The organism is Pseudomonas sp. Tn43 (assembly GCF_014192635.1).
Lineage (GTDB): Bacteria > Pseudomonadota > Gammaproteobacteria > Pseudomonadales > Pseudomonadaceae > Aquipseudomonas.
On record NZ_JACHYG010000004.1, the window covers coordinates 377,617 to 400,801 of the forward strand.

Annotated in this window: 21 protein-coding genes; 12 read left to right on the forward strand and 9 right to left on the reverse strand. The window is 59.5% G+C overall.

All coding sequences use genetic code 11. The features are described 5' to 3' along the window. Window positions 1–217 precede the first annotated feature (217 nt). Together FHW68_RS13445 and FHW68_RS13450 are read left to right on the forward strand one after the other, a co-directional pair. Window positions 218–2,116 (forward strand): FTR1 family protein, encoded by a 1,899-nt coding sequence (locus FHW68_RS13445; protein ID WP_183680746.1) that lies wholly within the window; start codon window positions 218–220, stop codon window positions 2,114–2,116. A gap of 107 nt (window positions 2,117–2,223) precedes the next feature. Further along, window positions 2,224–2,679 carry a YaiI/YqxD family protein gene (locus FHW68_RS13450; protein ID WP_183680748.1) on the forward strand — a complete coding sequence of 152 codons (456 nt, stop codon included), beginning with the start codon at window positions 2,224–2,226 and terminating at the stop codon, window positions 2,677–2,679. Window positions 2,680–2,790: 111 nt separating this feature from the next. Here the strand turns inward: FHW68_RS13450 and elbB are convergent, their stop codons facing one another. Then, window positions 2,791–3,459 carry an isoprenoid biosynthesis glyoxalase ElbB gene (elbB, locus tag FHW68_RS13455; protein ID WP_095633135.1) on the reverse strand — a complete coding sequence of 223 codons (669 nt, stop codon included), beginning with the start codon at window positions 3,457–3,459 and terminating at the stop codon, window positions 2,791–2,793. A gap of 114 nt (window positions 3,460–3,573) precedes the next feature. On the opposite strand from elbB, the gene FHW68_RS13460 reads away from it, so the two are divergent. After that, window positions 3,574–4,821 (forward strand): sterol desaturase family protein, encoded by a 1,248-nt coding sequence (locus FHW68_RS13460; RefSeq protein WP_095633136.1) that lies wholly within the window; start codon window positions 3,574–3,576, stop codon window positions 4,819–4,821. Here the strand turns inward: FHW68_RS13460 and FHW68_RS13465 are convergent. After that, entirely contained in the window at window positions 4,802–5,434 is a 633-nt protein-coding gene (locus FHW68_RS13465; protein ID WP_183680751.1) for a DedA family protein, read from the reverse strand. The genes FHW68_RS13460 and FHW68_RS13465 overlap by 20 nt on opposite strands. A 198-nt stretch (window positions 5,435–5,632) precedes the next feature. Between FHW68_RS13465 and hemB the strand changes: the two genes are divergently transcribed. Together hemB and ppk1 are read left to right on the forward strand one after the other, a co-directional pair. After that, window positions 5,633–6,646 (forward strand): porphobilinogen synthase, encoded by a 1,014-nt coding sequence (gene hemB, locus FHW68_RS13470; RefSeq protein WP_183680753.1) that lies wholly within the window; start codon window positions 5,633–5,635, stop codon window positions 6,644–6,646. A gap of 18 nt (window positions 6,647–6,664) precedes the next feature. Continuing rightward, on the forward strand, window positions 6,665–8,890 hold the full coding sequence (gene ppk1, locus FHW68_RS13475; protein WP_183680755.1) for a polyphosphate kinase 1: 2,226 nt from the start codon (window positions 6,665–6,667) through the stop codon (window positions 8,888–8,890). A gap of 229 nt (window positions 8,891–9,119) precedes the next feature. On the opposite strand, the gene ppx is transcribed toward ppk1, so the two are convergent. From ppx to FHW68_RS13500, 5 genes are all read right to left on the reverse strand, one after another. Then, the gene (ppx, locus tag FHW68_RS13480) at window positions 9,120–10,622 is read right to left on the reverse strand and encodes an exopolyphosphatase (RefSeq protein ID WP_183680757.1); all 1,503 of its coding nucleotides are present in this window, start codon (window positions 10,620–10,622) and stop codon (window positions 9,120–9,122) included. Window positions 10,623–10,865: 243 nt separating this feature from the next. Beyond that, on the reverse strand, window positions 10,866–11,603 hold the full coding sequence (locus FHW68_RS13485) for an amino acid ABC transporter ATP-binding protein (protein ID WP_183680759.1): 738 nt from the start codon (window positions 11,601–11,603) through the stop codon (window positions 10,866–10,868). Next, window positions 11,590–12,240: an amino acid ABC transporter permease gene (locus FHW68_RS13490; protein WP_007899375.1), complete on the reverse strand. Its 651-nt coding sequence runs from the start codon at window positions 12,238–12,240 to the stop codon at window positions 11,590–11,592. Before FHW68_RS13490 ends, FHW68_RS13485 begins: the two co-directional genes overlap by 14 nt. Next, window positions 12,237–12,908 (reverse strand): amino acid ABC transporter permease, encoded by a 672-nt coding sequence (locus tag FHW68_RS13495; protein WP_008076077.1) that lies wholly within the window; start codon window positions 12,906–12,908, stop codon window positions 12,237–12,239. Before FHW68_RS13495 ends, FHW68_RS13490 begins: the two co-directional genes overlap by 4 nt. Window positions 12,909–12,927: 19 nt before the next feature. Further along, window positions 12,928–13,713 (reverse strand): transporter substrate-binding domain-containing protein, encoded by a 786-nt coding sequence (locus tag FHW68_RS13500; protein ID WP_183680761.1) that lies wholly within the window; start codon window positions 13,711–13,713, stop codon window positions 12,928–12,930. 257 nt (window positions 13,714–13,970) lie between these two features. On the opposite strand from FHW68_RS13500, the gene FHW68_RS13505 reads away from it, so the two are divergent. The 6 genes from FHW68_RS13505 to FHW68_RS13530 all read left to right on the forward strand — a co-directional run bounded on the left by FHW68_RS13505 (window position 13,971) and on the right by FHW68_RS13530 (window position 20,078). Then, window positions 13,971–14,678, forward strand: coding sequence for a FadR/GntR family transcriptional regulator (locus FHW68_RS13505; RefSeq protein ID WP_095633144.1), 708 nt, complete (start codon window positions 13,971–13,973; stop codon window positions 14,676–14,678). Between the two features lie 122 nt (window positions 14,679–14,800). Continuing rightward, on the forward strand, window positions 14,801–15,130 hold the full coding sequence (trxA, locus tag FHW68_RS13510) for a thioredoxin TrxA (RefSeq protein ID WP_007899382.1): 330 nt from the start codon (window positions 14,801–14,803) through the stop codon (window positions 15,128–15,130). Between the two features lie 247 nt (window positions 15,131–15,377). Further along, entirely contained in the window at window positions 15,378–16,637 is a 1,260-nt protein-coding gene (rho, locus tag FHW68_RS13515; RefSeq protein WP_007899384.1) for a transcription termination factor Rho, read from the forward strand. Between the two features lie 141 nt (window positions 16,638–16,778). Next, window positions 16,779–18,245 (forward strand): 4-hydroxy-3-polyprenylbenzoate decarboxylase, encoded by a 1,467-nt coding sequence (gene ubiD, locus FHW68_RS13520; protein WP_008024285.1) that lies wholly within the window; start codon window positions 16,779–16,781, stop codon window positions 18,243–18,245. After that, a complete protein-coding gene (locus FHW68_RS13525; RefSeq protein WP_183680762.1) occupies window positions 18,245–19,213 on the forward strand; it encodes a CDP-6-deoxy-delta-3,4-glucoseen reductase in 969 nt (322 codons plus the stop codon). The genes ubiD and FHW68_RS13525 overlap by 1 nt, the downstream gene beginning before the upstream one ends. 196 nt (window positions 19,214–19,409) lie before the next feature. After that, complete coding sequence (locus tag FHW68_RS13530) at window positions 19,410–20,078, forward strand: gamma-glutamylcyclotransferase (protein ID WP_095633146.1); 669 nt, start codon at window positions 19,410–19,412, stop codon at window positions 20,076–20,078. Here the strand turns inward: FHW68_RS13530 and glpT are convergent. Together glpT and FHW68_RS13540 are read right to left on the reverse strand one after the other, a co-directional pair. Continuing rightward, on the reverse strand, window positions 20,054–21,403 hold the full coding sequence (gene glpT, locus FHW68_RS13535) for a glycerol-3-phosphate transporter (protein WP_183680765.1): 1,350 nt from the start codon (window positions 21,401–21,403) through the stop codon (window positions 20,054–20,056). The two genes, FHW68_RS13530 and glpT, sit on opposite strands and share 25 nt — an antisense overlap. Window positions 21,404–21,607: 204 nt before the next feature. Further along, window positions 21,608–22,585, reverse strand: coding sequence for an NADPH:quinone oxidoreductase family protein (locus tag FHW68_RS13540; RefSeq protein ID WP_183680767.1), 978 nt, complete (start codon window positions 22,583–22,585; stop codon window positions 21,608–21,610). Between the two features lie 150 nt (window positions 22,586–22,735). Here FHW68_RS13540 and FHW68_RS13545 point away from each other — a divergent pair, with 150 nt between their 5' ends. Next, a complete protein-coding gene (locus FHW68_RS13545) occupies window positions 22,736–23,143 on the forward strand; it encodes a flagellar basal body-associated protein FliL (RefSeq protein WP_095633149.1) in 408 nt (135 codons plus the stop codon). Window positions 23,144–23,185: the final 42 nt, after the last annotated feature.

A 23,185-nucleotide genomic window follows, 5' to 3' on the forward strand; every position in this document is an offset into this window, starting at 1 on the left:
AGGAGCTTAAATGCCATATCGCAATAACGAAGGCGCGGCATTATAAACAGGGATGCTGGCCATGTAATGGCTTTTTAATTGCAAATTTCCGCGATGTGCCATTACTTATTTCAGGCCGAACACCACAGCGCTTTCCCAGGAAATTCCAACAAAGCTTGAGTGAAACTCATTCGAAGTGAACAATGTGTTACTTCGTATTTCCATTTGAGAGTTATTCATGACTGCTTCCTCTCGTTTTCTGGCGTGGCTTGTGCTGCCGATGATTGCGTTCTGCAGCTTCAATACGCTGGCCGAAACCGCAGAAGGTGCGCCCAAGGCCTTGCATTTGCTCGATTACATCGGCGCCGATTACCCGGCGACGGTGGAGGCGGGCAACGTCATCGATGAACCTGAGTACCGCGAACAACAGGAATTCCTAAAAGTGCTGCAAGGTTTGATCGCCGATTTGCCGGCCAAACCCGAGCGCGCAGAGCTGGAGCAGGGCGTCGACAGCCTTGGCGCGGCCATCGCTGCTCGCAAGAATGGCGCGGATGTTGCCCGTCAGGCGCGTCAGCTGGGGGCCAGACTGGCGGTGACCTATGAGGTCAGCCAGGCCCCGGTCATTACCCCCGACCCGACTCGCGGTGCGCCGCTGTATGCCCAGCAATGTTCGGTATGCCATGGCGATGCGGGGGCCGGTGACGGCCCGGCGGGCGTCGGCATGACGCCGCCGCCGGCCAATCTGCGGGATGCCGTGCGACTGGACCGTCTGAGCCTCTATGCGATCTACAACACGCTGGGCATGGGGGTCGAAGGCACCGACATGCCGGCCTTCGCCGATCAACTGGATGATCGTCAACGTTGGGACCTGGCAACCTACATCGCCAGCTTCAGCGCCGATCCGGCTGCGGCCACATCCGGGAAAACCTACAACATCGCCGACCTCGCGCGTCAGACACCAGCCGAAGTGCTGGCCGCCGAAGGCCCGCAAGCAGCCGCTACCTTCCGTGCACAACGGGCGCAACCGCCGCAGGTCAAGCGTGGGCCGGGGCAGTTGCTTGATTACACGGCCGCCACCCTGGACAAGAGCATCGCAGCCTACCGCGCCGGCGATCACGATCAGGCTTATGACTTGTCGGTAGCGGCGTACCTGGAAGGCTTCGAGCTGGTTGAAAGCTCGCTGGACAACGTCGACGCCAACGTGCGCAAAGACACCGAAAAATCCCTCATGGCGTACCGTCAGTCGTTGCAGGACGGCTTGCCGGTGGCCCAGGCCGAGCAGCGTCTGGAAGCGGCCAAAGCCAAGTTGAAAGAGTCTGCCGGCTTATTGGGCAGTGATGGCTTGAGCTGGTCGCTGAGCTACGTTTCCGGTCTGTTGATCCTGTTGCGCGAAGGTCTGGAAGCGATTCTGGTGCTCGCGGCGATTCTCGCCTTCCTGCGCAATACCGGCCAGCAATCGGCGGTGCGCAGCGTCAACATCGGCTGGGGCCTGGCACTGCTGGCCGGGCTGGCGACCTGGGCAGTGGCGGCGTATGTGATCGACGTCAGCGGCGCGCAACGTGAACTGCTGGAAGGTGCGACGGCGTTGTTTGCCAGTGTCATGGTGCTCTGGCTCGGCGTGTGGATGCACGACCGTCGCCACGCAGCGGCCTGGCAGGATTACATCAAGAGCAGCCTGGTAAGCGGCGGCGGGCGTTTCGGCTTTGCAATCCTGGCGTTCTTCTCGGTGTATCGCGAGCTGTTCGAAGTGATCCTGTTTTACGAAACCCTGTGGCTGCAAGCCGGGCCGGCAGGGCACAACGCCGTAATGGCGGGCGGAGCGACGGCGCTGGTATTGCTGATTGGTCTGGCGTGGGTGATTCTGCGCGGCTCGGCGAAACTGCCGCTGGCGTTGTTCTTCGGCATCAATGCCGGTTTGCTCTGCGCGTTGTCGGTGGTGTTTGCCGGCCATGGCGTGAAGGCATTGCAGGAAGCCGGGATCTTCGGCACGCGGCCGGTACCATTCTTTGACTTCGACTGGCTGGGGATCCACGCTGATGCGTATTCGCTGAGTGCTCAGGCTGTGGCGATCATTGCGATCATTGTGTTGTACAGCCGTAGCCGAATGGCCGAGAAGCGGCGGATGCAGGTTTCTTAAAAGCATTCGCTGCGCTCATATTCGCGGGCAAGCCTCGCTCCCACAGGTTAAGCGCTAACCTTGTGGGAGCGGGCTTGCCCGCGATGCTTTTCAATAGAGGAAACGCTATGCGCGTGTGGATCGATGCTGACGCTTGCCCTCGGGCAGCCAAGGATCTGGTGGTGAAGTTCGCCCTCAAGCGCCAGTTTGAAGTGGTGCTGGTGGCCGGTCAGCCGCAGATCAAACCGGGCCTCGCCTTGGTGAAACTGATCGTGGTGCCCAGCGGCCCGGATGCCGCCGACGATTACCTGGTGGAACACGCGGCGCCGGGTGAGCTGGTGATTTGCAGCGATGTACCGCTGGCGGATCGGCTGGTAAAGAAGGGCGTCGCGGCGCTGGACCCGCGGGGCAAGGAGTTCGATGCGCAGAACATGGGCGATCGACTGGCGGTGCGAAACCTGTTCACCGATCTGCGCGAGCAGGGCCAGATGAGCGGCGGACCGGCGCCGTTTGGCGAGCGCGAGAAGCAGGCATTCGCCAATGCGCTGGACCGGATACTCACGCGGTTATCGCGTAAAGCCTGAAAAGATCGCAGCCTTCGGCAGCTCCTACAGGATTCGCATAAACCTGTAATTTGCGTCGGTCACGGTCCATGTAGGAGCTGGCGAAGCCTGCGATCTTTTGATCTTGCTTCTTTACTCGTCGTTCTCGTGGGTCAGTTCCAGCACGCGGTCGACCAGTTTGTTGATGCCAGAAGCGGCCTCGCTGATCGATTGGGCCAGCATGTACGCCGGCGTGCTTACCAGTTTGCGCGCCTTGTCTTCGACGATGTCGGTCACCGCGCACTCGGCATGGGTGGCGCCCATTTTACTCATCGCGGCGGCTGTATCGGCATCGTTGCCGATGGTGCAGGTCACGCCTGGGCCGTAGATCTTGGCCGCCAGCGCCGGCGAGATGCAGATCAGGCCCACCGGTTTGCCGGCTTCGGCGAACGCTTCGGTCAGCGCCAGCACATCAGGCTGAACGCTGCATCCGGCACCTTCGACGGCAAAGTTCGACAGATTCTTGGCTGATCCGAATCCGCCGGGAATGATCAGCGCATCGAAATCTTCGACGCTGGCTTCACGGATATCCTTGATGTTGCCTCGGGCGATCCGTGCCGATTCCACCAGCACGTTGCGCGCCTCGGGCATTTCTTCGCCAGTCAGGTGGTTGATCACATGCAATTGCGCGATATCGGGTGCGAAACACTGCACCTGGGCACCGCGCTGGTCCAGCCGCAGCAGGGTGATCACGCTTTCGTGGATCTCGGCGCCGTCGTACACGCCGCAGCCGGAAAGGATCACTGCAATTTTTTTGCTCATGGGCTTTTCTCCAGATTCATGGCGTTAAATGTCCACTAATTTGTCATTCGTTGCCATAGGGTTAATACGCGGCTACACCTAATCTCTGCTGAACGATTCTGATCAGGGCGCGTCATGGACTTCATTCTGTATGCGGTGCCGTTTTTCTTTGTGCTGATTGCAGTCGAGTTGCTGGCTGACCGTTGGCGCGCAGTGAGCAATTACCGCTTGGCAGACGCGATCAACAGCCTCAGCACGGGTGTGCTGTCGACTACCACGGGCCTGCTTACCAAAGGCGTCGGCCTGGTGACTTATGCTTTCGCCCTGAAGCATCTGGCCGTGATCGAGCTGTCGGCCGACAGCGTCTGGGTCTGGGTGTTCGCTTTCGTTTTCTACGACTTCTGCTACTACTGGCTGCACCGCATGGGCCACGAACGCAACATCCTCTGGGCCGCGCACTCGGTGCATCATCAGAGCGAGGAGTACAACCTCTCCACGGCCTTGCGCCAGACCAGCACCGGGTTCCTGTTGAGCTGGATTTTCTACCTGCCCATGGCCGTGCTCGGCGTGCCGCTGGTGGTGTTCGTCAGCGTTGCGGCGCTGAATCTGCTGTACCAATTCTGGGTGCATACCCGGCACATTCCCAAGCTTGGCTGGTTCGAATGGTGCTTCGTCACGCCGTCCAATCATCGGGCTCACCATGCACAGAACGCTCTTTACATGGATCGCAACTACGGCGGGGTGTTCATTATTTGGGACCGTCTATTTGGCTCGTTCCAGGAAGAGGATGACAACGAACCGGTGATTTTCGGCGTGACCACGCCGCTGGCGAGCTGGAATCCGTTGTGGGCGAACGTGCAGTTCTATGTGCAGCTGTGGGATGACGCCCGGCGCGCAGAAAGCAGATGGGACAAACTGCGGATCTGGTTCATGCGCACCGGTTGGCGGCCGGCGGATGTGGCGGCCAAGTACCCGATGAACAAACCGGACCTTAGCCAGTTCCGCAAATTCGAGGTTCCACTCGACGGACGCCAGCAGTGGTATGTGGCGCTGCAATTTTGCGTCTACATCGCCTTGGGCAGTTACTTGATGAACCTGGAGCACAGTCTGCCCACCGCAGCCTTGGTGTTGGGCTGGGGCGCCGTGGCGCTGGGGTTGTTTGTGTTGGGCATGGCCCTGGAAAATCGCCCGCAGGCATTGAAGCTGGAGCTGTTGCGGCTGGCGTCAAACCTGCCGCTGGTATGGCTGGCGCCAATGGTCGGGTTATGGCCGGCCCATGTAATGGGCGGCGCGGCGGGCTGGGTGGGGCTGCTCAGTTACAGCCTGCTCAGCGGAATCGGTCTCTACTGTTGCACAAACCGCTTCACTCGATGGGCGTCGTAGATTCGCTGGATTTGGCCTGTTCGGCTTTCAACGCTTGCTCGTCGGCATAGATCTGCTTCGCCAGACGGGCATTCTTGAAGCGCCGGCGCAGCCACAGGAAAAAGCCCAATACCAGCAGGGCGCCCAGTACCCACAGCTCATACTTCTTGACGCTACCGAGCATGCCTTCGAGCACTGCGCCAAAGTGATAAGCGGCGGACGCCAGGGCGGCGGCCCAGATGGCTGCGCCAATCCCGTTGAGCAGCAGATAACGTCCCGGCGGATAGCCCGACAGACCGATCGCCACCGGCATCACGGTGCGCAGTCCATAGACAAAGCGAAAGCTCAGCACCCAGATATCCGGATGCTTGCGGATATGTTCCAGCGCCCGATCGCCCATCAGTTGCCAGCGCGGTTTGCGCGCCAGCAATTTGCGCCCGTGCTTGCGTCCCAGGAAGTACCACAGCTGATCGCCGGCATAGCTGCCGAGGAATGCCACGAGCATCACCACTTTGATGTCCATGTATCCACGGAACGCAAGGAAGCCTGCGAGCACCAGGATGGTTTCGCCTTCGAAGAACGTGCCGAGAAAGAGGGCGAAGTAGCCGAATTCCTGAAGAAATTGTTGGAGCATTGTCTGGGTGCTGGCGAAATGAACGCGCAGCCTAACCCCTCGGACACATTCAGGAAAGTGTCAAAATGTGTCTCGACGTGAACATTTCCTACAGGGACAATGGAATGCGGCGTGCTGAAGCACAACTGTCATCCGTTCGTCATAATGGCCGCTTATAACTGTCACGCTCGCCCGCCAGCGCGGGCTCAGGAGTCTGCCGTGAGTTTTACCCCCGCCAATCGTTTGTTTCCTGCAACCCGCCTGCGTCGTAATCGTCGTGATGATTTCTCGCGTCGACTGGTCCGTGAAAACGTACTGACCGTCGATGACCTGATCCTGCCGGTGTTCGTGCTGGACGGTGAAAACCGTCGCGAAGCGGTGGCATCGATGCCGGGCGTCGAGCGCCTGACCATCGACCTGTTGCTGGAAGAAGCGGCCAAGTGGGTCGAGCTGGGAATTCCGGCCCTGGCATTGTTCCCGGTAACGCCGCCGGAGCTCAAATCCCTGGACGCCGCCGAAGCCTGGAATCCTGACGGCATCGCCCAGCGCGCCACCCGAGCGCTGCGTGACCGATTCCCGGAACTGGGGGTGATCACCGACGTCGCTCTGGACCCGTTTACCACCCACGGTCAAGACGGCATTCTTGATGAAGAAGGCTATGTGCAGAACGACATTACCGTCGACGCGCTGGTTAAACAGGCCCTGTCCCACGCCGAAGCCGGCGCTCAGGTGGTGGCGCCTTCGGACATGATGGACGGGCGCATTCAGGCGATCCGCGAAGCGCTGGAGCTGGCCGGTCACGTCAACGTGCGGATCATGGCTTACTCGGCCAAATACGCCAGCGCCTACTACGGCCCGTTCCGCGATGCGGTGGGTTCGGCGCTGAACCTGGGCAAGGCCAACAAGGCCTCCTATCAGATGGACCCGGCCAACAGCAACGAAGCCCTGCACGAAGTGGCTGCGGACTTGTCAGAAGGTGCGGACATGGTCATGGTCAAGCCAGGCATGCCGTATCTGGATATCCTTTGCCGGGTCAAGGAAGAATTCAAAGTGCCGACCTTTGTCTATCAGGTCAGCGGCGAATACGCCATGCACATGGCAGCGATCCAGAATGGCTGGTTGAGCGAAGGGGTTATCCTCGAATCCCTGACCGCTTTTAAACGTGCAGGCGCTGATGGCATCCTGACTTACTTTGCCGTCCGTGCTGCTCAATTGTTACGAGAGCAAAAATAGCCCTCCCAGGAACATTCGATGAATACCGAAGGACTCACTGAAGTTGCCGTAAAAGACGCTCAACCTGTGGTGGAGCCAATCGCCGAAACCCCGCCGGAGCTGGAGCCTGCTCCTCCCGCAGTGGTGGCCGAGCCTGTTGTTGCGGCGGCGCCAGCGATTGCCATTCCCGGCCTGGATGACAGCAGCCTGTACATCCATCGTGAGCTCTCGCAACTGCAGTTCAACATCCGCGTGCTGGAGCAGGCGCTGGATGAGTCCTACCCATTGCTGGAGCGGCTGAAGTTTTTGCTGATTTTCTCCAGCAACCTGGACGAGTTCTTCGAGATTCGTGTGGCCGGCCTGAAGAAGCAGATCACCTTCGCTCGCGAACAGGCTGGCGCCGATGGCCTGCAACCGCACCAGGCCCTGGCTCGCATCAGTGAACTGGTGCACGGCCACGTCGATCGTCAGTATGCGATCCTCAATGACATTCTGTTGCCGGAACTGGAAAAACATCAGGTCCGCTTCATCCGTCGCCGTTACTGGACCACCAAGCTCAAGACTTGGGTTCGACGTTATTTCCGCGACGAGATCGCGCCGATCATCACCCCGATCGGCCTCGACCCGACGCACCCGTTTCCGTTGCTGGTGAACAAGAGCCTGAACTTCATCGTCGAGCTCGAAGGCATCGACGCCTTCGGTCGCGACTCCGGTCTGGCGATTATCCCGGCACCGCGTCTGCTGCCGCGGATCATCAAGGTGCCGGAAGAAGTCGGCGGCCCCGGCGACAACTATGTGTTCCTGTCGTCGATGATCCACGCCCACGCCGACGACCTGTTCCAGGGCATGAAGGTCAAGGGTTGCTACCAGTTCCGCCTGACCCGAAACGCCGACCTCGCGGTCGACACCGAAGATGTCGAAGACCTGGCTCGCGCCCTGCGCGGTGAGTTGTTCTCCCGTCGCTACGGTGACGCGGTGCGTCTGGAAGTCGCCGATACCTGCCCCAAACACCTGTCCGATTACCTGCTCAAGCAGTTCAACCTGCATGAGACCGAGCTGTACCAGGTCAACGGCCCGGTCAACCTGACCCGGCTGTTCAGCATCACCGGCCTGGACAGTCATCCGGAGCTGCAATACACACCGTTCACACCGCAGATCCCGAAACTGCTGCAAAACAGCGAGAACATTTTCAGCGTGATCAGCAAGCAGGACATTCTGCTGCTGCACCCGTTCGAGTCGTTCACCCCGGTGGTCGACTTGCTGCGTCAGGCGGCCAAGGATCCGCACGTGTTGGCGGTTCGCCAGACGTTGTATCGCAGCGGCGCCAACTCCGAGATCGTCGACGCGCTGGTGGACGCTGCGCGCAACGGCAAGGAAGTGACGGCGGTAATCGAATTGCGCGCGCGCTTCGATGAAGAATCCAACCTGCAACTGGCCAGCCGTCTGCAAGCGGCCGGCGCGGTGGTGATCTACGGCGTGGTCGGCTTCAAGACCCACGCCAAGATGATGCTGATTTTACGCCGCGAGGCGGGCGAAATTGTCCGTTATGCCCACTTGGGGACCGGCAACTACCACGCAGCCAACGCCCGTCTGTACACCGACTACAGCCTGCTGACTTCCGACGATGCCTTGTGCGAAGACGTCGGCAAACTGTTCAGCCAGTTGATTGGCATGGGCAAGACCCTGCGCATGAAGAAACTGCTGCACGCGCCGTTCACGTTGAAGAAGGGCATGCTCGACATGATTGCCCGGGAGACGCAATTCGCTCTAGACGGCAAACCGGCGCACATCATCGCCAAGTTCAACTCGCTGACCGACCCGAAGGTCATCCGCGCGTTGTACAAGGCCAGCCAGTCCGGGGTGCGTATCGATCTGGTGGTGCGCGGCATGTGCTGCCTGCGCCCAGGCATCGCCGGCGTGTCCCACAACATCCACGTGCGCTCGATCATCGGCCGCTTCCTGGAACACACCCGGGTCTTTTACTTCCTCAATGGCGGCGAAGAGCAGATGTTCTTGTCCAGCGCCGACTGGATGGAGCGCAACCTCGACAAACGCGTCGAGACTTGCTTCCCGGTCGAGGGCAAGAAGCTGATATTGCGGGTCAAGAAAGAGCTGGAGCTTTATCTCACCGATAACACCCACAGCTGGAGCCTGCAGTCGGATGGTCGCTATATCCGCAATACGCCGACCGGCAACCAGAACCCGCGCAGTGCCCAGGCCACCTTGCTGGAGCGTTTGGGTAGCCCGATTCTGACCGTTCGTTAACGCGCAGAACCTGTGTGGCGAGGGGGCTTGCCCCCGTTCGGCTGCGTAGCAGTCGTAGAACATTGCACGCGGTGTACCCGATACACCACGAGCGCAGATTCTGGGGCCGCTTCGCGACCCAACGGGGGCAAGCCCCCTCGCCACATAAGCCCGCTCCCACATGGGGATTGCATCGTCTGCTGAATCGCGGGCACAAAAAAAGGCCTTCCGAAGAAGGCCTTTTTCAATTTCAACGAACGTTAAGCACGAAGCTGACGCGAGTCAGCCATTCCGCTTCGAGGGCGAAGTCGGCCTGGGTCAACTGGTTATCGTCCAGCCAGTGTTCGGGGAACAACACATCCAGGCTGTGGCCGTTGGCGTGCAGTACGACCTGAGGCATTTCCTGGGTGCCGCGGATGTGGTGAAACAGAATCGCAAAACGCAGCAACACGCACAGGCGAATCAGCTTGATGCCGTCGTCGCCGAATTCGGCGAACTTGTCCTTGGGAATGTTGCGTCGGTGGCCACGTACCAGTAGCGCGAGCATTTGCTGGTCTTCGCGGGAGAAACCAGCCAGATCCGAGTGCTCGATCAGGTAAGCACCGTGCTTGTGGTACTGATAGTGGGCGATGTCCAGGCCCACTTCATGGACTTTGGCGGCCCAGCTCAGCAGTTCGCGCCAGACACCGTCATCCAGCTCCCAATCCACGGCCACTTGATCGAAGGCGTGCAGCGCCTTGCGTTCAACCCGGGCGGCTTGCTCCAGGTCAACGTGGTAACGCTCCATCAGCGAGCTGAGGGTGCGCTCACGCACGTCTTCATGGTGATGACGGCCCAACAGGTCGTAGAGCACGCCTTCGCGCAGGGCGCCTTCACAGTGGTCCATGCGTTGCAATTCGAGGGCGTCGAAGATTGCTTCGAGAATTGCCAGCCCGGCGGGGAAGATTGCCCGACGGTCGGGCTTGATGCCTTCGAAATCGATTTTTTCGGCATCGCCGAGTTTGAACAGCTTGCGCTTGAGCCAGGCCAGGCCTTCGGCATTCACTTCGCCCGTGCCATGCCCGCCGGCCTTCAGTGCCAGGCCAATGGCGCGAATGGTGCCCGAGGAGCCGATGGCTTCATCCCAGGTCAGGCGGTGCAGGGCGTGTTCGATGCTCATGATCTCCAGCCGCGCCGCGGTGTATGCCTGGGCATAGCGGGCCGGGGTTATCTTGCCATCCTTGAAATAGCGCTGGGTATAACTGACGCAACCCATTTGCAGGCTTTCGCGCAGCAGCGGTTCGAAGCGCTGGCCGATGATGAATTCGGTACTGCCGCCACCGATGTCAGCCACCAGGCGCTTGCCCGGCGTATCGGCGAGGGTGTGGGAGACGCCGAGGTAAATCAGGCGCGCTTCTTCACGGCCCGAGATGACTTCCACCGGATGGCCAAGGATTTCTTCGGCGCGGTGGATGAATTCGGCGCGGTTACGGGCTTCGCGCAGGGCGTTGGTGCCGACGATCCGCACGGTGCCCGGTGGCATACCGCTGATCAGTTGGGCGAAGCGTTTCAGGCAATCGAGCCCGCGCTGCATGGATTCTTCGCTGAGTTGACGTTCTTCGTCGATGCCGGCGGCCAGCTGAACCTTTTCCCCGAGACGCTCGAGAATCCGGATTTCGCCGTTCTGGGCCTTGGCCACGACCATGTGAAAGCTGTTGGAGCCCAGGTCGATTGCGGCGATCAGGGACAGATTCTTGGCTTGGGATAGCGGCATGGTCAGGGGGTCTCGGTCGATAACCCCGACATCCTGCCACGATCAAACGCTGCCGCCAACGCGTAGGCGCTGTCGAAGGCTGCGATCTTTTACCACGGGGCATCCGTGGTGTTGCGAATGACCTCTTCGCGGGCAAGCCCGCTCCCACAGGTTTTTGCGTCGAACACATGATCGCGTTCCAGCAGAGAACCCTGTGGGAGCGGGCTTGCCCGCGAAGGCGGCCTCAAAGGCACTAAGTTTCCTTCAGCCTGCCGCTTCCACCGTCCCGATAAAATTCGCCAGTTCCGCCGTCTGCGGGTTGGCGAACAGCACCTTCGGATCCCCCACCTCATGCACCTTGCCCTGGTGCATGAACACCAATTTGTCCCCCACCTCGCGGGCAAAACGCATTTCATGGGTGACCATGATCAGCGTCATGCCCTCCCTGGCCAGTTGCCGGACCACGCTCAGCACTTCGTTGACCAGTTCCGGGTCCAGCGCCGAGGTGATTTCATCGCACAACAGCACCTTCGGCGACATCGCCAGCGCCCGGGCAATCGCCACCCGCTGTTGCTGGCCACCAGACAGCCGGTCGGGGAAGGCATCGAACTTTTCCCCCAGTCCGACCCGTTCCAGCATGTGCCGCGCCAGTTCGGCGGCTTTGGCTTTCTGCACTTTTTGCACCACTTGCGGCGCGAGCATGACGTTTTCGCCCACAGTGAGGTGCGGGAACAGATTGAACTGCTGGAACACCATCCCGACTTTCTGCCGCAAGCTGCGCAGGTCGGCACGGGCTGCGTCGAGGTATTCGCCATCAACTTCGATCACGCCGTCATTGATCGATTCCAGGCCATTGAGGGTGCGCAGCAAGGTGGATTTGCCCGAGCCGCTGCGACCGATGATCGCCACCACTTGGCCTTCCTCGACACTCAGGTCGATGCCTTTGAGCACATGATGGTCGCCGTAATATTTATGCAGGGCGGAAATTCTAAGCAGAGGCATGCAGTCTCCTTTCCAGGTAGCGCGCACTGAGGGACAAGGGGTAGCAGAGCAGGAAGTAACCGAGCGCCACCAGGCCGTAGACCATGAAGGGCTCGAAGGTCGCGTTGGCGAGCATGCCGCCGGTCTTGGTCAGTTCGGTGAAGCCGATGATCGAGGTCACGGCGGTGCCTTTGACCACTTGCACCGAGAAGCCCACGGTCGGCGCCACGGCAATGCGCAAGGCTTGCGGCAGGATCACGTAACGCAGTTGCTCCAGCGGATTGAGCGCCAGGCTCGAGGAGGCTTCCCACTGGCCATTGGGGATCGAATCGACACAACCGCGCCAGATCTCCGCCAGATAGGCGCTGGTGAACAGCGTCAAGGCTATCGCCGCGGCCATCCACGGCGAAATCTCCACACCGGCCAGCGCCACACCGAAGAACACCAGAAACAGCTGCATCAATAGCGGCGTGCCCTGGAACAGTTCGATGTAGGTGCGGGCGAAGTGGCTGGGCAGGGACTTTTTTGAAATCCGCATCACCATGATCAACAAACCGATCAGCCCGCCGCCGATAAATGCCACCAGCGACAGCGCGAGGGTCCATTGCAGGCCGGTGAGCAGGTTGCGCAGGATGTCCCAGAAGGTGAAATCGCTCATTGGCTGCTGCTCCTTGCTATGTAGCGCCGGCCGATCCAGTTCAGCAATTGGCGGATCAGCAGCGCCATGCACAGGTAGATCAGTGTGGTCAGGGCATAGGTTTCAAAGGCGCGGAAGTTGCGCGATTGAATGAAGTTGGCGGCGAAGCTCAGCTCTTCGGTGGCGATCTGCGAACAGACCGCCGAGCCGAGCATCACGATGATGATCTGGCTGCTCAGGGCCGGCCAGACCTTGCCCAGCGCTGGTAGCAGCACCACGTGGCGGAAGGCTTCGAAGCGGGTCATCGCCAGTGCGGCTGCGGCTTCCAACTGCCCGCGCGGAATTGCTTGAATGCCGGCGCGGATGATCTCGGTCGAATAGGCGCCAAGGTTGATCACCATCGCCAGCACCGCCGCCTGCCATTCGGAAATCTGCAGGCCCAGCGACGGCAAACCGAAGAAGATGAAAAACAACTGCACCAGGAATGGCGTGTTGCGGATCAACTCGACGTAAACCCCGAAAATGCCGGCGAACGGGCGGATGTTCCACGCCCGCACCAGTGCCCCGACGATACCCAGACCGACTCCGAGTACCGCGCCAATGGCCGTCAACTCAAGGGTGAACAGCGCACCGCGCAGCAGCAGATCGGTGTTTTCCACCACCGGCAAGAAATCGAACTGATAAGCCATAAGTCGTCTCCGCGAACGATCAGAGATCGGCCGGCAGCGGCTCTTTCAGCCAGGTTTGCGAGTTCTTTTCCAGCGCACCGTCAGCCTTGGCCGAGGTGAGGATGTCATTCACCTTGCCCAGCAGCGCTGGCTCGTTCTTGTTCACGCCGACGTAAACCGGCGAATCCTTGAGCTTCACCTTGAGGGCTGGCACGCGTTTCGGGTTTTTCTCGCTGATCGCCACCATCACCACGTTGCCACTGGCGATCAGGTCGACTTGCCCGGCGAGGTAGGCGGCGATGGTCGAGTTGTTGTCTTCGAAGCGTTTGATCGTCGCGCCTTCAGGAGCGACTTTGGTCAGCTCGATGTCTTCGATGGCGCCACGGGTGACGCTGATGGTTTTGCCCTTGAGATCCTCCAGGCCCTTGATGGCGGCGTCTGGCGGGCCGAATACGGCGAGGTAGAACGGCGCGTAGGCACGTGAGAAGTCGATGACTTTCTCGCGCTCAGGGTTCTTGCCCAGGCTGGAAATCACCAGGTCGACTTTGCCTGTGGTCAGGAACGGAATGCGGTTGGTGCTGTTGACCGGGGTCAGTTCGAGTTTGACCTTGAGTTGGTCGGCCAGCAGTTTGGCGGTGTCAATATCGAGGCCGCGCGGTTTCATGTCCGGGCCGACCGAACCGAACGGCGGGAAGTCCTGGGGCACGGCGACTTTGAGGGTGCCGCGCTTGACCACATCCTCCAGACCGTCGGCGTGGGCGGGTGCCTGGCTCAGCATCAGGCTGGCAAACAAGGCGGCGAGGAGGGCGCTGTAACGCAGGGTCATGGCAAATCTCCGGATCGGCGAGAAGTGATTTCTGCGGATCGACAGAGCACGGGCCATGCCAAAAATGGTTTTTGGGGGGCGCAGGCCACGGTTTTGCTGGTGTCGTTCGGTCTTACTGGTCTGAACAGTTGAGTGACATTTCGCACCCTGATGGCGCACCCGTGAAAATTCCCGAACCCCCATGGGGCACGACTTGCCGGGCGTTGCGAATAGCTTTACAACTAGCCGCTCATTGGCCTGGTTCGTCTGAAAAAACCATGAACTCGATCTCCCGCGCCGTACCCGAAGTGGCGCTGCAAGCCATCCGCAAACTGATTACCGAACAAGGCTTCGGGGCGGGGGACGCGTTGCCGTCGCAACGGGATCTGGCAGCTCAGTTGGGCGTCAGTCGGGCGTCATTGCGCGAGGCGTTGTCGTCCCTGAGCGCGCTGGGGGTGGTCAGTATCCAGCCGGGCAAGGGGGTGTTCGTGCAATCGCCGGTAGATCTGCCCCGGGGCGATGCGGCGCCGGGCTGGCCGTTCGCGGCTCAGGCATCGCCATTGGACATTTTCCAGCTGCGCTACGCGCTGGAAGGTTTTGCCGCCGGGCTGGCTGCCGTGACCTTGAGCACCGATGAACTCGATGCCCTGGAAGACAATGTCGCCGCCATGCGCAACGAACTGCGGACCGCCGACTTCGATGCAGCGGCGCGACTGGATTTCGAGTTTCATCGACGTATCCTCCTGGCCAGTGGCAATCAGGCGATGCTAAGCATCCTTTCCGCCAGCGCCGACATCTTCCTGGAGAGCCAGAAGCTACCGTTCATCAGGGCCGAACGGGCGATGGAAACCTGGCAGGAGCACCGTAAAATCCTCCGCGCGCTGGCGCGTCGGGCCTCTGGCGCCGCGCAGAAGGCCATGCAAGAGCATGTGCGCAATGCCGCCCTGCGGACCGGAATTGCTTTTGTCGCTCCCGCCACCTCATGACTTGAGCTATACCCAAACTCATGGGCCACCATAGCGAGACTCAATCATCTGCGGCTTCCTGAACACGGGAAGGGCGGCTATGATGGGCCACGTTTTTTATTGCTTACAACCCGGAGACATCCATGAGCAGCGATCTTATCAAGCACGTCACCGACGCTAACTTCGAAGAAGAAGTACTGAAGGCTGCTGGCCCTGTGCTTGTTGACTACTGGGCTGAGTGGTGCGGCCCTTGCAAAATGATCGCCCCGGTTCTGGACGAGATTGCTGGCACCTATGCTGGCAAGCTGACCGTTGCCAAGCTGAACATCGATGAAAACCAGGAAACCCCGGCCAAGCACGGCGTACGCGGTATCCCGACGCTGATGCTGTTCAAGAACGGCAACGTCGAAGCCACCAAGGTCGGTGCGCTGTCGAAGTCGCAACTGGCTGCTTTCCTCGACGCCAACATCTAAGCGTTGTTATAAAGCGTCATGAAAAGGCCCCGCATAATGCGGGGCCTTTTCGTTATTGAGGGCTAGACGCTCCGAAATTCAGGTGGTACATTCGGCCCCGCACTGGTTTCTCCACTGCCCCCTGCTAGCCGTCGCCGACGCACTCCTTTTCGAATAAGTACGCGATCCTGTCGCCTTCTCTGCGGCGCGGCCTCATTAAGCCAAAAGCTTAATTTCCCCCCTCCATAAATGATTACGTCATTCCTATATGAATCTGACTGAACTCAAGCAAAAGCCGATTACCGAACTGCTCGAATTGGCCGAACAGATGGGCATAGAAAATATGGCCCGTTCGCGCAAGCAGGACGTGATTTTCTCCCTGCTCAAAAAGCACGCTAAAAGCGGCGAGGAAATCTCCGGTGATGGCGTGCTGGAGATTCTCCAGGACGGCTTCGGCTTCCTGCGCTCCGCTGACGCTTCCTATCTTGCCGGCCCGGACGATATCTACGTCTCGCCGAGCCAGATCCGCCGCTTCAACTTGCGCACCGGTGACACCATCGTTGGCAAGATCCGCCCTCCAAAGGAAGGCGAGCGGTATTTCGCGCTGCTCAAGGTTGACACGATCAACTACGATCGTCCCGAGAACGCGAAAAACAAGATTCTCTTCGAGAACCTGACCCCGCTGTTCCCGACCGTGCGCATGAAGATGGAAGCCGGCAACGGTTCCACCGAAGACTTGACCGGTCGTGTCATCGACCTGTGCGCCCCGATCGGCAAGGGCCAGCGAGGCCTGATCGTTGCACCGCCGAAAGCCGGTAAAACGATCATGCTGCAAAACATCGCGGCGAACATCGCACGTAACAATCCTGAAGTTCATCTGATCGTATTGCTGATCGACGAACGTCCGGAAGAAGTGACCGAAATGCAGCGCACCGTGCGCGGCGAAGTGGTTGCCTCGACGTTCGACGAACCGCCAACCCGCCACGTGCAGGTTGCCGAAATGGTAATCGAGAAGGCCAAGCGCCTGGTCGAACACAAGAAGGACGTGGTGATCCTGCTTGACTCCATCACCCGTCTGGCGCGTGCCTACAACACCGTGATCCCGAGCTCCGGCAAGGTGCTGACCGGTGGTGTCGATGCCCACGCCCTGGAGAAACCGAAACGTTTCTTCGGTGCTGCACGGAACATCGAAGAAGGTGGTTCGCTGACCATCATCGCGACCGCGCTGGTTGAAACCGGTTCGAAGATGGACGAAGTGATCTACGAGGAATTCAAAGGCACCGGCAACATGGAACTGCCTCTGGACCGCAAGATCGCCGAAAAGCGTGTATTCCCGGCCATCAACATCAACCGTTCCGGTACTCGCCGCGAAGAGTTGCTGACGGCCGACGACGAGCTGCAGCGTATGTGGATCCTGCGCAAGTTGCTGCACCCGATGGACGAAGTCTCTGCCATCGAGTTCCTGGTCGACAAGCTGAAACAGACCAAGACCAACGACGAGTTCTTCCTGTCGATGAAGCGCAAGTAAATCGCAGAAAGTCAGCAAAAGCCGGGGAAACCCGGCTTTTTGCTATCTGATTTTTGATCAACGGCAGTTCGTGGTTCTGAATAGAGGGGTTCGGCGCTAAACTGCCTGCCCCGAACGCCACGGCCAACACGAGGCTCACGCATGCAGTATCGCGACTTGCGCGACTTTATCAGCGGCCTGGAACAGCGCGGCGAACTCAAGCGCATCCAGGTTCCGGTGTCCCCAGTGCTCGAAATGACCGAGGTCTGCGATCGCACGTTGCGCGCCAAGGGCCCGGCGCTGCTTTTCGAAAACCCTACCGGTTATGACATTCCCGTACTCGGCAACCTGTTCGGCACCCCTGAGCGCGTGGCGCTGGGCATGGGCGCAGAAGCGGTCAGCGAGCTGCGCGAAATCGGCAAGCTGTTGGCGTTCCTCAAGGAGCCCGAGCCGCCGAAGGGCCTCAAAGACGCCTGGTCCAAGCTGCCGATCTTCCGCAAGATCATTGCCATGGCGCCCAAAGTCGTCAAAGACGCGGTGTGCCAGGAAGTGGTCATCGAAGGTGACGATGTCGATCTGGCGATGTTGCCGGTGCAGACCTGCTGGCCGGGCGACGTCGGTCCACTGATTACCTGGGGCCTGACCGTCACCAAAGGTCCGAACAAGGATCGCCAGAACCTCGGTATCTATCGTCAGCAGGTGATCGGCCGCAACAAGGTGATCATGCGCTGGTTGAGCCACCGTGGCGGCGCGCTGGATTACCGTGAATGGTGCGAAAAACACCCCGGCCAGCCGTTCCCGGTCTCCGTGGCCTTGGGCGCTGACCCGGCAACCATTCTGGGCGCCGTGACCCCGGTGCCGGACAGCCTCTCCGAGTATGCTTTCGCCGGCCTGTTGCGCGGCAATCGCACCGAACTGGTGAAGTGCCGCGGTAACGACCTGCAAGTGCCGGCTACTGCTGAAATCATTCTGGAAGGCGTGATCCATCCGGGTGAAATGGCCGACGAAGGCCCGTATGGCGACCACACTGGCTATTACAACGAAGTCGACAGCTTCCCGGTGTTCACCGTCGAGCGCATTACCCACCGGATCAAACCGATTTATCACAGCACCTACACCGGCCGTCCGCCAGATGAGCCGGCGATTCTCGGTGTGGCGCTTAATGAAGTGTTCGTGCCGATCCTGCAGAAGCAGTTTCCGGAGATCACCGACTTCTATCTGCCGCCCGAGGGCTGCTCGTACCGCATGGCCATCGTGACCATGAAGAAGTCGTATCCTGGGCATGCCAAGCGGGTAATGCTCGGTGTCTGGTCGTTTTTGCGACAGTTCATGTACACCAAGTTCGTTATCGTCACTGACGACGATATCAACGCACGGGACTGGAACGACGTGATCTGGGCCATCACCACGCGCATGGACCCCAAGCGTGACACGGTGATGATCGACAACACGCCGATCGACTACCTCGACTTCGCCTCGCCGGTTTCCGGCCTGGGTTCGAAGATGGGACTCGATGCCACGCATAAGTGGCCCGGTGAAACCACTCGCGAGTGGGGCCGGGTCATCGTCAAGGATGAAGCCGTTACCCAACGGATCGATGCCATCTGGAATCAGTTAGGAATAGATTGATGCGTGTAACTTTGCAGCCTTCCGGAGCAGTGCTGGATATTCTGCCCGGCGAGCGGATTCTCGATGGCGCGCGGCGCCTGGGCTATGAATGCCCGCAAAGCTGTCGAAACGGCAATTGCCATGTGTGCGGCGCGTTGCTGGTGGAAGGGCGGGTCCAACAAGCCGGCGATGTGCGCGACCATGGCGAGTTCTACACTTGCATTGCAGAGCCGCTGGAAGACTGCATCGTGCTGTGGGATGGCGTGCTCGCGCTGGGAGAATTACCGGTGCGCAGCGTGTCGTGTCAGGTCATTGAATGCAGGGACGTCGGCGGCGATACCTGGCGCGTGCGTCTGCGTGCCCCGGCGGGCAAGCCGCCGCGCTATCACGCCGGCCAGTACCTGATGATCGAGCGTGAAAACGGCGAGAAATCCGCCTTCTCCCTGGCCTCCGCACCGCATTCGGGTCGCGACCTGGAAATTCACATACTGGCGCGCGAAAGCAGTGCGCTGAGCCTGATCGAACAGCTTCAGCGCAACCCGATGGTGCGCATCGAGATGCCGTTCGGCGATACCCATCTGGCGGAACTGCCAGACGGTCCATTGGTGCTGATTGCTGCCGGGACCGGCATGGGCCAGATTCACAGCCTGATCGAACATTGCCGGGCTGCGGGGTTCAAGCATCCGGTGCATCTGTATTGGGGCGTACGTCGTCCTGAAGATTTTTATGACATCGAACATTGGGATGAATGGGAAAAACTGCCCAATCTGTTCCTGCATAAAGTCGTCAGCGATCAGTGTGGCTGGGGAGGGCGCTGCGGCATGTTGCATGAGGCAGTGTGTGAAGATTTCCCCGATCTCAAAGCCCTGCACGTCTATGCCAGCGGCTCTCCGGCGATGGTCTATGGCACCCTGGATGCGCTGGTCGAAGCGGGAATGGATGCCCATCAAATGCGCGCGGATGTGTTCGCTTACGCGCCGCGATCTTGAATCGTTATAACTCCTCATATAGCCGATCGGTATTTATATAATTATATAAATGCCGGTAGGTTATATCCCATTCAGGCAATAAGTTTTAGAGCGCCGCCATGGCACTTAAATTGCCTTAAACCTATGTGCCTTATTGTTACAACGGTGCGTTCTATTAAGTAATTCTTCACCCGCGGGGAGCTGAACGCTATTCGCCATGAGCGCCATTGAATCTGCTTTTTTGAATCTGGCTTACCCTCCGCGGCTCGATCTGGGGCCGCAACTTACGCATGAACAACTGCTCAACTCGATGCAATCGACCATGGCGCGCCACAAGGGTGGGCCGGTCTGGCTATTCGCTTATGGTTCGCTGATCTGGCGCCCTGAATGTGCGGCGGTTGAGCGAGTACGCGGTCGCGTGCATGGCTACCATCGCGGTTTATACCTGTGGTCCCACGAACATCGCGGTACGCCGGAAGCGCCCGGGCTGGTATTTGGCCTGGATCGCGGCGGCTCATGCAGCGGCTTTGCCTATCGCTTGCCCGAAGAGCAACTCGACGCTTCGCTTTATGCGCTCTGGCAGCGTGAAATGCCATTCCCGTCCTATCGCCCACACTGGCTCAACTGCCGTCTCGAAGACGGAAGCCAGGTTCAGGCATTGGGATTCGTTTTGGAGCGACACCTGCCCAGCTATGCCGGCAACTTGCCGGATCATGTGCTGAGCCAGGTGTTCGAAAGTGCTTGCGGGCGTTATGGCACGACGCGCGAGTATGTCGAGCAGACTGCCCACGCCCTGCGTAGCCACGCCATGCCAGACCGGAATCTGGAGGCGCGGCTCAAGCGCTGCAAATCAAAAGCCGATCAGGCGATCGCTTCGCGGCTCTGACTGGCGACGTTTTTGTGACCCAAAGTAGGCGCCAGGAACGCCATCGCCAGCAGGCAGGCAACAACCAGCAGGATGAAGCCGCCATCCCAGCCGAAATAGTCCACCGTGTAGCCCATCAGGGCACTGGCCGCGACTGAACCACCCAAATAACCAAACAAACCGGTAAAGCCCGCGGCCGTTCCTGCAGCTTTCTTCGGAACCAGCTCCAGCGCCTGCAGGCCGACCAGCATCACCGGGCCGTAGATCAGGAAGCCGATCGCGAACAGCGAGATCATGTCGACCATCGGATTGCCCGGCGGATTGAGCCAGTAAACGATCGTCGCAACGGTCACCAGTGCCATGAAGACCATGCCCGTCAGGCCACGGTTACCCCGGAAGATCTTGTCCGACATCCAGCCGCACAGCAGCGTGCCGGGAATGCCTGCCCACTCATACAGGAAGTAAGCCCAGGACGTCTTGTCGAAGTTGAAATGCTTGACCTCCTTAAGGTAGGTCGGCGCCCAGTCCAGAATGCCGTAGCGCAACAAATAGACGAAGACGTTGGCCAGTGCGATGAACCAGAGCATTTTGTTGCGCAGCACGTATTTGACGAAGATGTCTTTGGCGCTGAATTCTTCTTCATGGCTGGCGTCGTAGCCTTCCGGGTAATCGTTCTTGTACTTCTCGATCGGCGGCAGTCCCGTCGATTGCGGGGTATCACGCATGACGATGAAGGCAAATACAGCGACCAGCAACGCCACCGCTGCCGGCACATAGAACTTGCTGTGCCAGTCGTTGAACCAGCCCATGCCGAGTATTGCCAGCGGGCCGATCAAACCACCGCCGACGTTATGCGCGGTGTTCCATACCGAAACCACACCGCCGCGTTCTTTCTGTGACCACCAGTGCACCATGGTGCGCCCGCTCGGCGGCCAGCCCATGCCTTGCGCCCAGCCGTTGATGAACAACAGGATGAACATCATGGTCACGCTGGACGTCGCCCACGGCGCGAAACCGAAAATGAACATGACTCCGGCGGACACTATCAGGCCAAAAGGCAGGAAATAACGGGGGTTTGAGCGGTCGGACACGATGCCCATCAAAAACTTGGAAAGGCCGTAAGCGATCGCAATCGCCGACATGGCCACACCCAGCTGGCCTTTTGTATAGCCTTGAGCAATCAGATCCGGGATCGCCAGGGTGAAGTTCTTGCGCAGCAGGTAGTAACCCGCGTACCCAATGAAAATGCCGGCGAAGATCTGCCAGCGAAGGCGTCGGTAGGTGCTGTCTATTTTTTCTTCAGGCAATGGAGCCTGATGTGCGGCAGGACGAAAGAAAGCAAACATTCAAGAGCTCCAGAATTCTTGTTTTGACTGCGGATGCGAATGTTACAGTTTCGTTACCGAAAATAGCACCGGTTCGCATCGGCAAAACAGCGGAAATGTTGGAGATCGCATGTTCCTTTATGAACATGTCGCTCAGGTATAAATGAGGGTCGGTGTGGGGATGACGGAGCCAGGTCGCAAGGCTGCGACCTGGCTAGAAAATAATCAGCGAACCTGCACGACCACTTTCCCGACCGCCTTGCGCTGGCCAAGATCATTGATGGCTTGGGCCGCGTTGCTCAGGGGATACACCTGAGACACTAACGGCTTCAACTTGCCCTCGGCAAACCAGCCAAACAACTGTTGGAAGTTTGCTGCATTGTCTTGTGGCTGACGTTGGGCGAAGGAGCCCCAGAACACGCCGATCACCGCTGCGCCTTTGAGCAGTGCCAGGTTCACGGGCAGCTCCGGGATTCGTCCGCTGGCGAAACCGACCACCAATAGCCGGCCGTTCCAGGCGATGGCGCGGATGGCCTGGTCGAACAGATCACCGCCAACCGGATCGTAGATCACGTCGGCGCCCTGGCCGTCGGTCAGGCGTTTGATCTCGTCCTTGAGACTGGTTTCGCTGTAGTTGATCAGCTCATCGGCGCCGGCGGCCTTGGCCACCGCGAGTTTTTCTGCGCTGCTGGCGGCGGCTATGACGCGAGCACCCATGGCTTTGCCGATTTCCACCGCGGCGAGGCCGACGCCGCCGGAAGCGCCGAGCACCAGCAAGGTTTCGCCGGGTTGCAGCTGGCCCCGTTGCCTTAGGGCGTGCATCGATGTGCCGTAGGTCATGCTGAATGCGGCGGCGGTGTTGAAGTCCATCGAGGGCGGGATTGGCAGCACGTTGTAGCTCGGCACCGCGACTTGCTCGGCAAAGCTGCCCCAGCCAGTCAAGGCCATGACCCGATCACCGACCTTGAGGTGGCTGACCTTTTCGCCCACCTCGCTGACCACACCCGCCGCTTCGCCCCCCGGCGAAAACGGGAAGGGCGGCTTGAATTGGTATTTGCCCTCGATGATCAGCGTGTCCGGGAAGTTCACCCCGGCGGCATGCACATCCAGCAGGATTTCATTCTTCTTCGCCACAGGGCTGGCGACGTCTTCCAGCACCAGCGATTCGGCAGGGCCGAAGGCTTTGCACAGCACGGCTTTCATCAGGGCTATTCCTTTGGGAGTGATGGCCGATAAGTGTAGGTGTGTGAGTCATCGGGTCAACGAGCATGCCCGACCCTGATAGTCAGCCATAAGCTTGTGCTTGAGCGGCGGGTCGTTATGCTTGGCCGCAAACCGGATAAGGAGTGAATTGTGAAAGCGTGGATCATGTTGATGCTGGCCCTGTCTCTGCCTGTGGCAGCGATGGCCGAAGAAGCCAAAGAAGGTGAAGCCCCGAAGGTCAACTACATCACCCTGAGCCCGCCATTCGTGGGCAACTATGGGCTGGACGGCACGCCCAAACTCAAGGTCTACAAGGCCGATGTAGCATTGCGGGTGACCGGTGACGAGGCGACCAAAGCGGTAAAAGCCAATGAGCCGTTGATCCGTAACAAGCTGGTGGCCCTGTTTGCGCAGCAGACCACGGAAGCCATGAACAATGTCGAAGCCAAGGAAAAGCTGCGTCAGGAAGCCTTGAAGCAGACCCAGCAAGTGATGAACGATGAAACCGGCAAACCGGTGGTTGAGGATTTGTTGTTCAACAACCTGATCATTCAATAGGCAGAGGGGGGGCTGATGCCGATGAGTTAAGCTGTCATACGA

Coding starts and splice junctions, on each gene's coding strand:
- FHW68_RS13445 (WP_183680746.1), top strand. CDS start 218: ATGACTGCTTCCTCTCGTTTTCTGGCGTGGCTTGTGCTGCCGATGATT.
- FHW68_RS13450 (WP_183680748.1), top strand. CDS start 2,224: ATGCGCGTGTGGATCGATGCTGACGCTTGCCCTCGGGCAGCCAAGGAT.
- elbB (WP_095633135.1), bottom strand. CDS start 3,459: ATGAGCAAAAAAATTGCAGTGATCCTTTCCGGCTGCGGCGTGTACGAC.
- FHW68_RS13460 (WP_095633136.1), top strand. CDS start 3,574: ATGGACTTCATTCTGTATGCGGTGCCGTTTTTCTTTGTGCTGATTGCA.
- FHW68_RS13465 (WP_183680751.1), bottom strand. CDS start 5,434: ATGCTCCAACAATTTCTTCAGGAATTCGGCTACTTCGCCCTCTTTCTC.
- ppk1 (WP_183680755.1), top strand. CDS start 6,665: ATGAATACCGAAGGACTCACTGAAGTTGCCGTAAAAGACGCTCAACCT.
- ppx (WP_183680757.1), bottom strand. CDS start 10,622: ATGCCGCTATCCCAAGCCAAGAATCTGTCCCTGATCGCCGCAATCGAC.
- FHW68_RS13485 (WP_183680759.1), bottom strand. CDS start 11,603: ATGCCTCTGCTTAGAATTTCCGCCCTGCATAAATATTACGGCGACCAT.
- FHW68_RS13490 (WP_007899375.1), bottom strand. CDS start 12,240: ATGAGCGATTTCACCTTCTGGGACATCCTGCGCAACCTGCTCACCGGC.
- FHW68_RS13495 (WP_008076077.1), bottom strand. CDS start 12,908: ATGGCTTATCAGTTCGATTTCTTGCCGGTGGTGGAAAACACCGATCTG.
- FHW68_RS13500 (WP_183680761.1), bottom strand. CDS start 13,713: ATGACCCTGCGTTACAGCGCCCTCCTCGCCGCCTTGTTTGCCAGCCTG.
- FHW68_RS13505 (WP_095633144.1), top strand. CDS start 13,971: ATGAACTCGATCTCCCGCGCCGTACCCGAAGTGGCGCTGCAAGCCATC.
- trxA (WP_007899382.1), top strand. CDS start 14,801: ATGAGCAGCGATCTTATCAAGCACGTCACCGACGCTAACTTCGAAGAA.
- rho (WP_007899384.1), top strand. CDS start 15,378: ATGAATCTGACTGAACTCAAGCAAAAGCCGATTACCGAACTGCTCGAA.
- ubiD (WP_008024285.1), top strand. CDS start 16,779: ATGCAGTATCGCGACTTGCGCGACTTTATCAGCGGCCTGGAACAGCGC.
- FHW68_RS13525 (WP_183680762.1), top strand. CDS start 18,245: ATGCGTGTAACTTTGCAGCCTTCCGGAGCAGTGCTGGATATTCTGCCC.
- FHW68_RS13530 (WP_095633146.1), top strand. CDS start 19,410: ATGAGCGCCATTGAATCTGCTTTTTTGAATCTGGCTTACCCTCCGCGG.
- glpT (WP_183680765.1), bottom strand. CDS start 21,403: ATGTTTGCTTTCTTTCGTCCTGCCGCACATCAGGCTCCATTGCCTGAA.
- FHW68_RS13540 (WP_183680767.1), bottom strand. CDS start 22,585: ATGAAAGCCGTGCTGTGCAAAGCCTTCGGCCCTGCCGAATCGCTGGTG.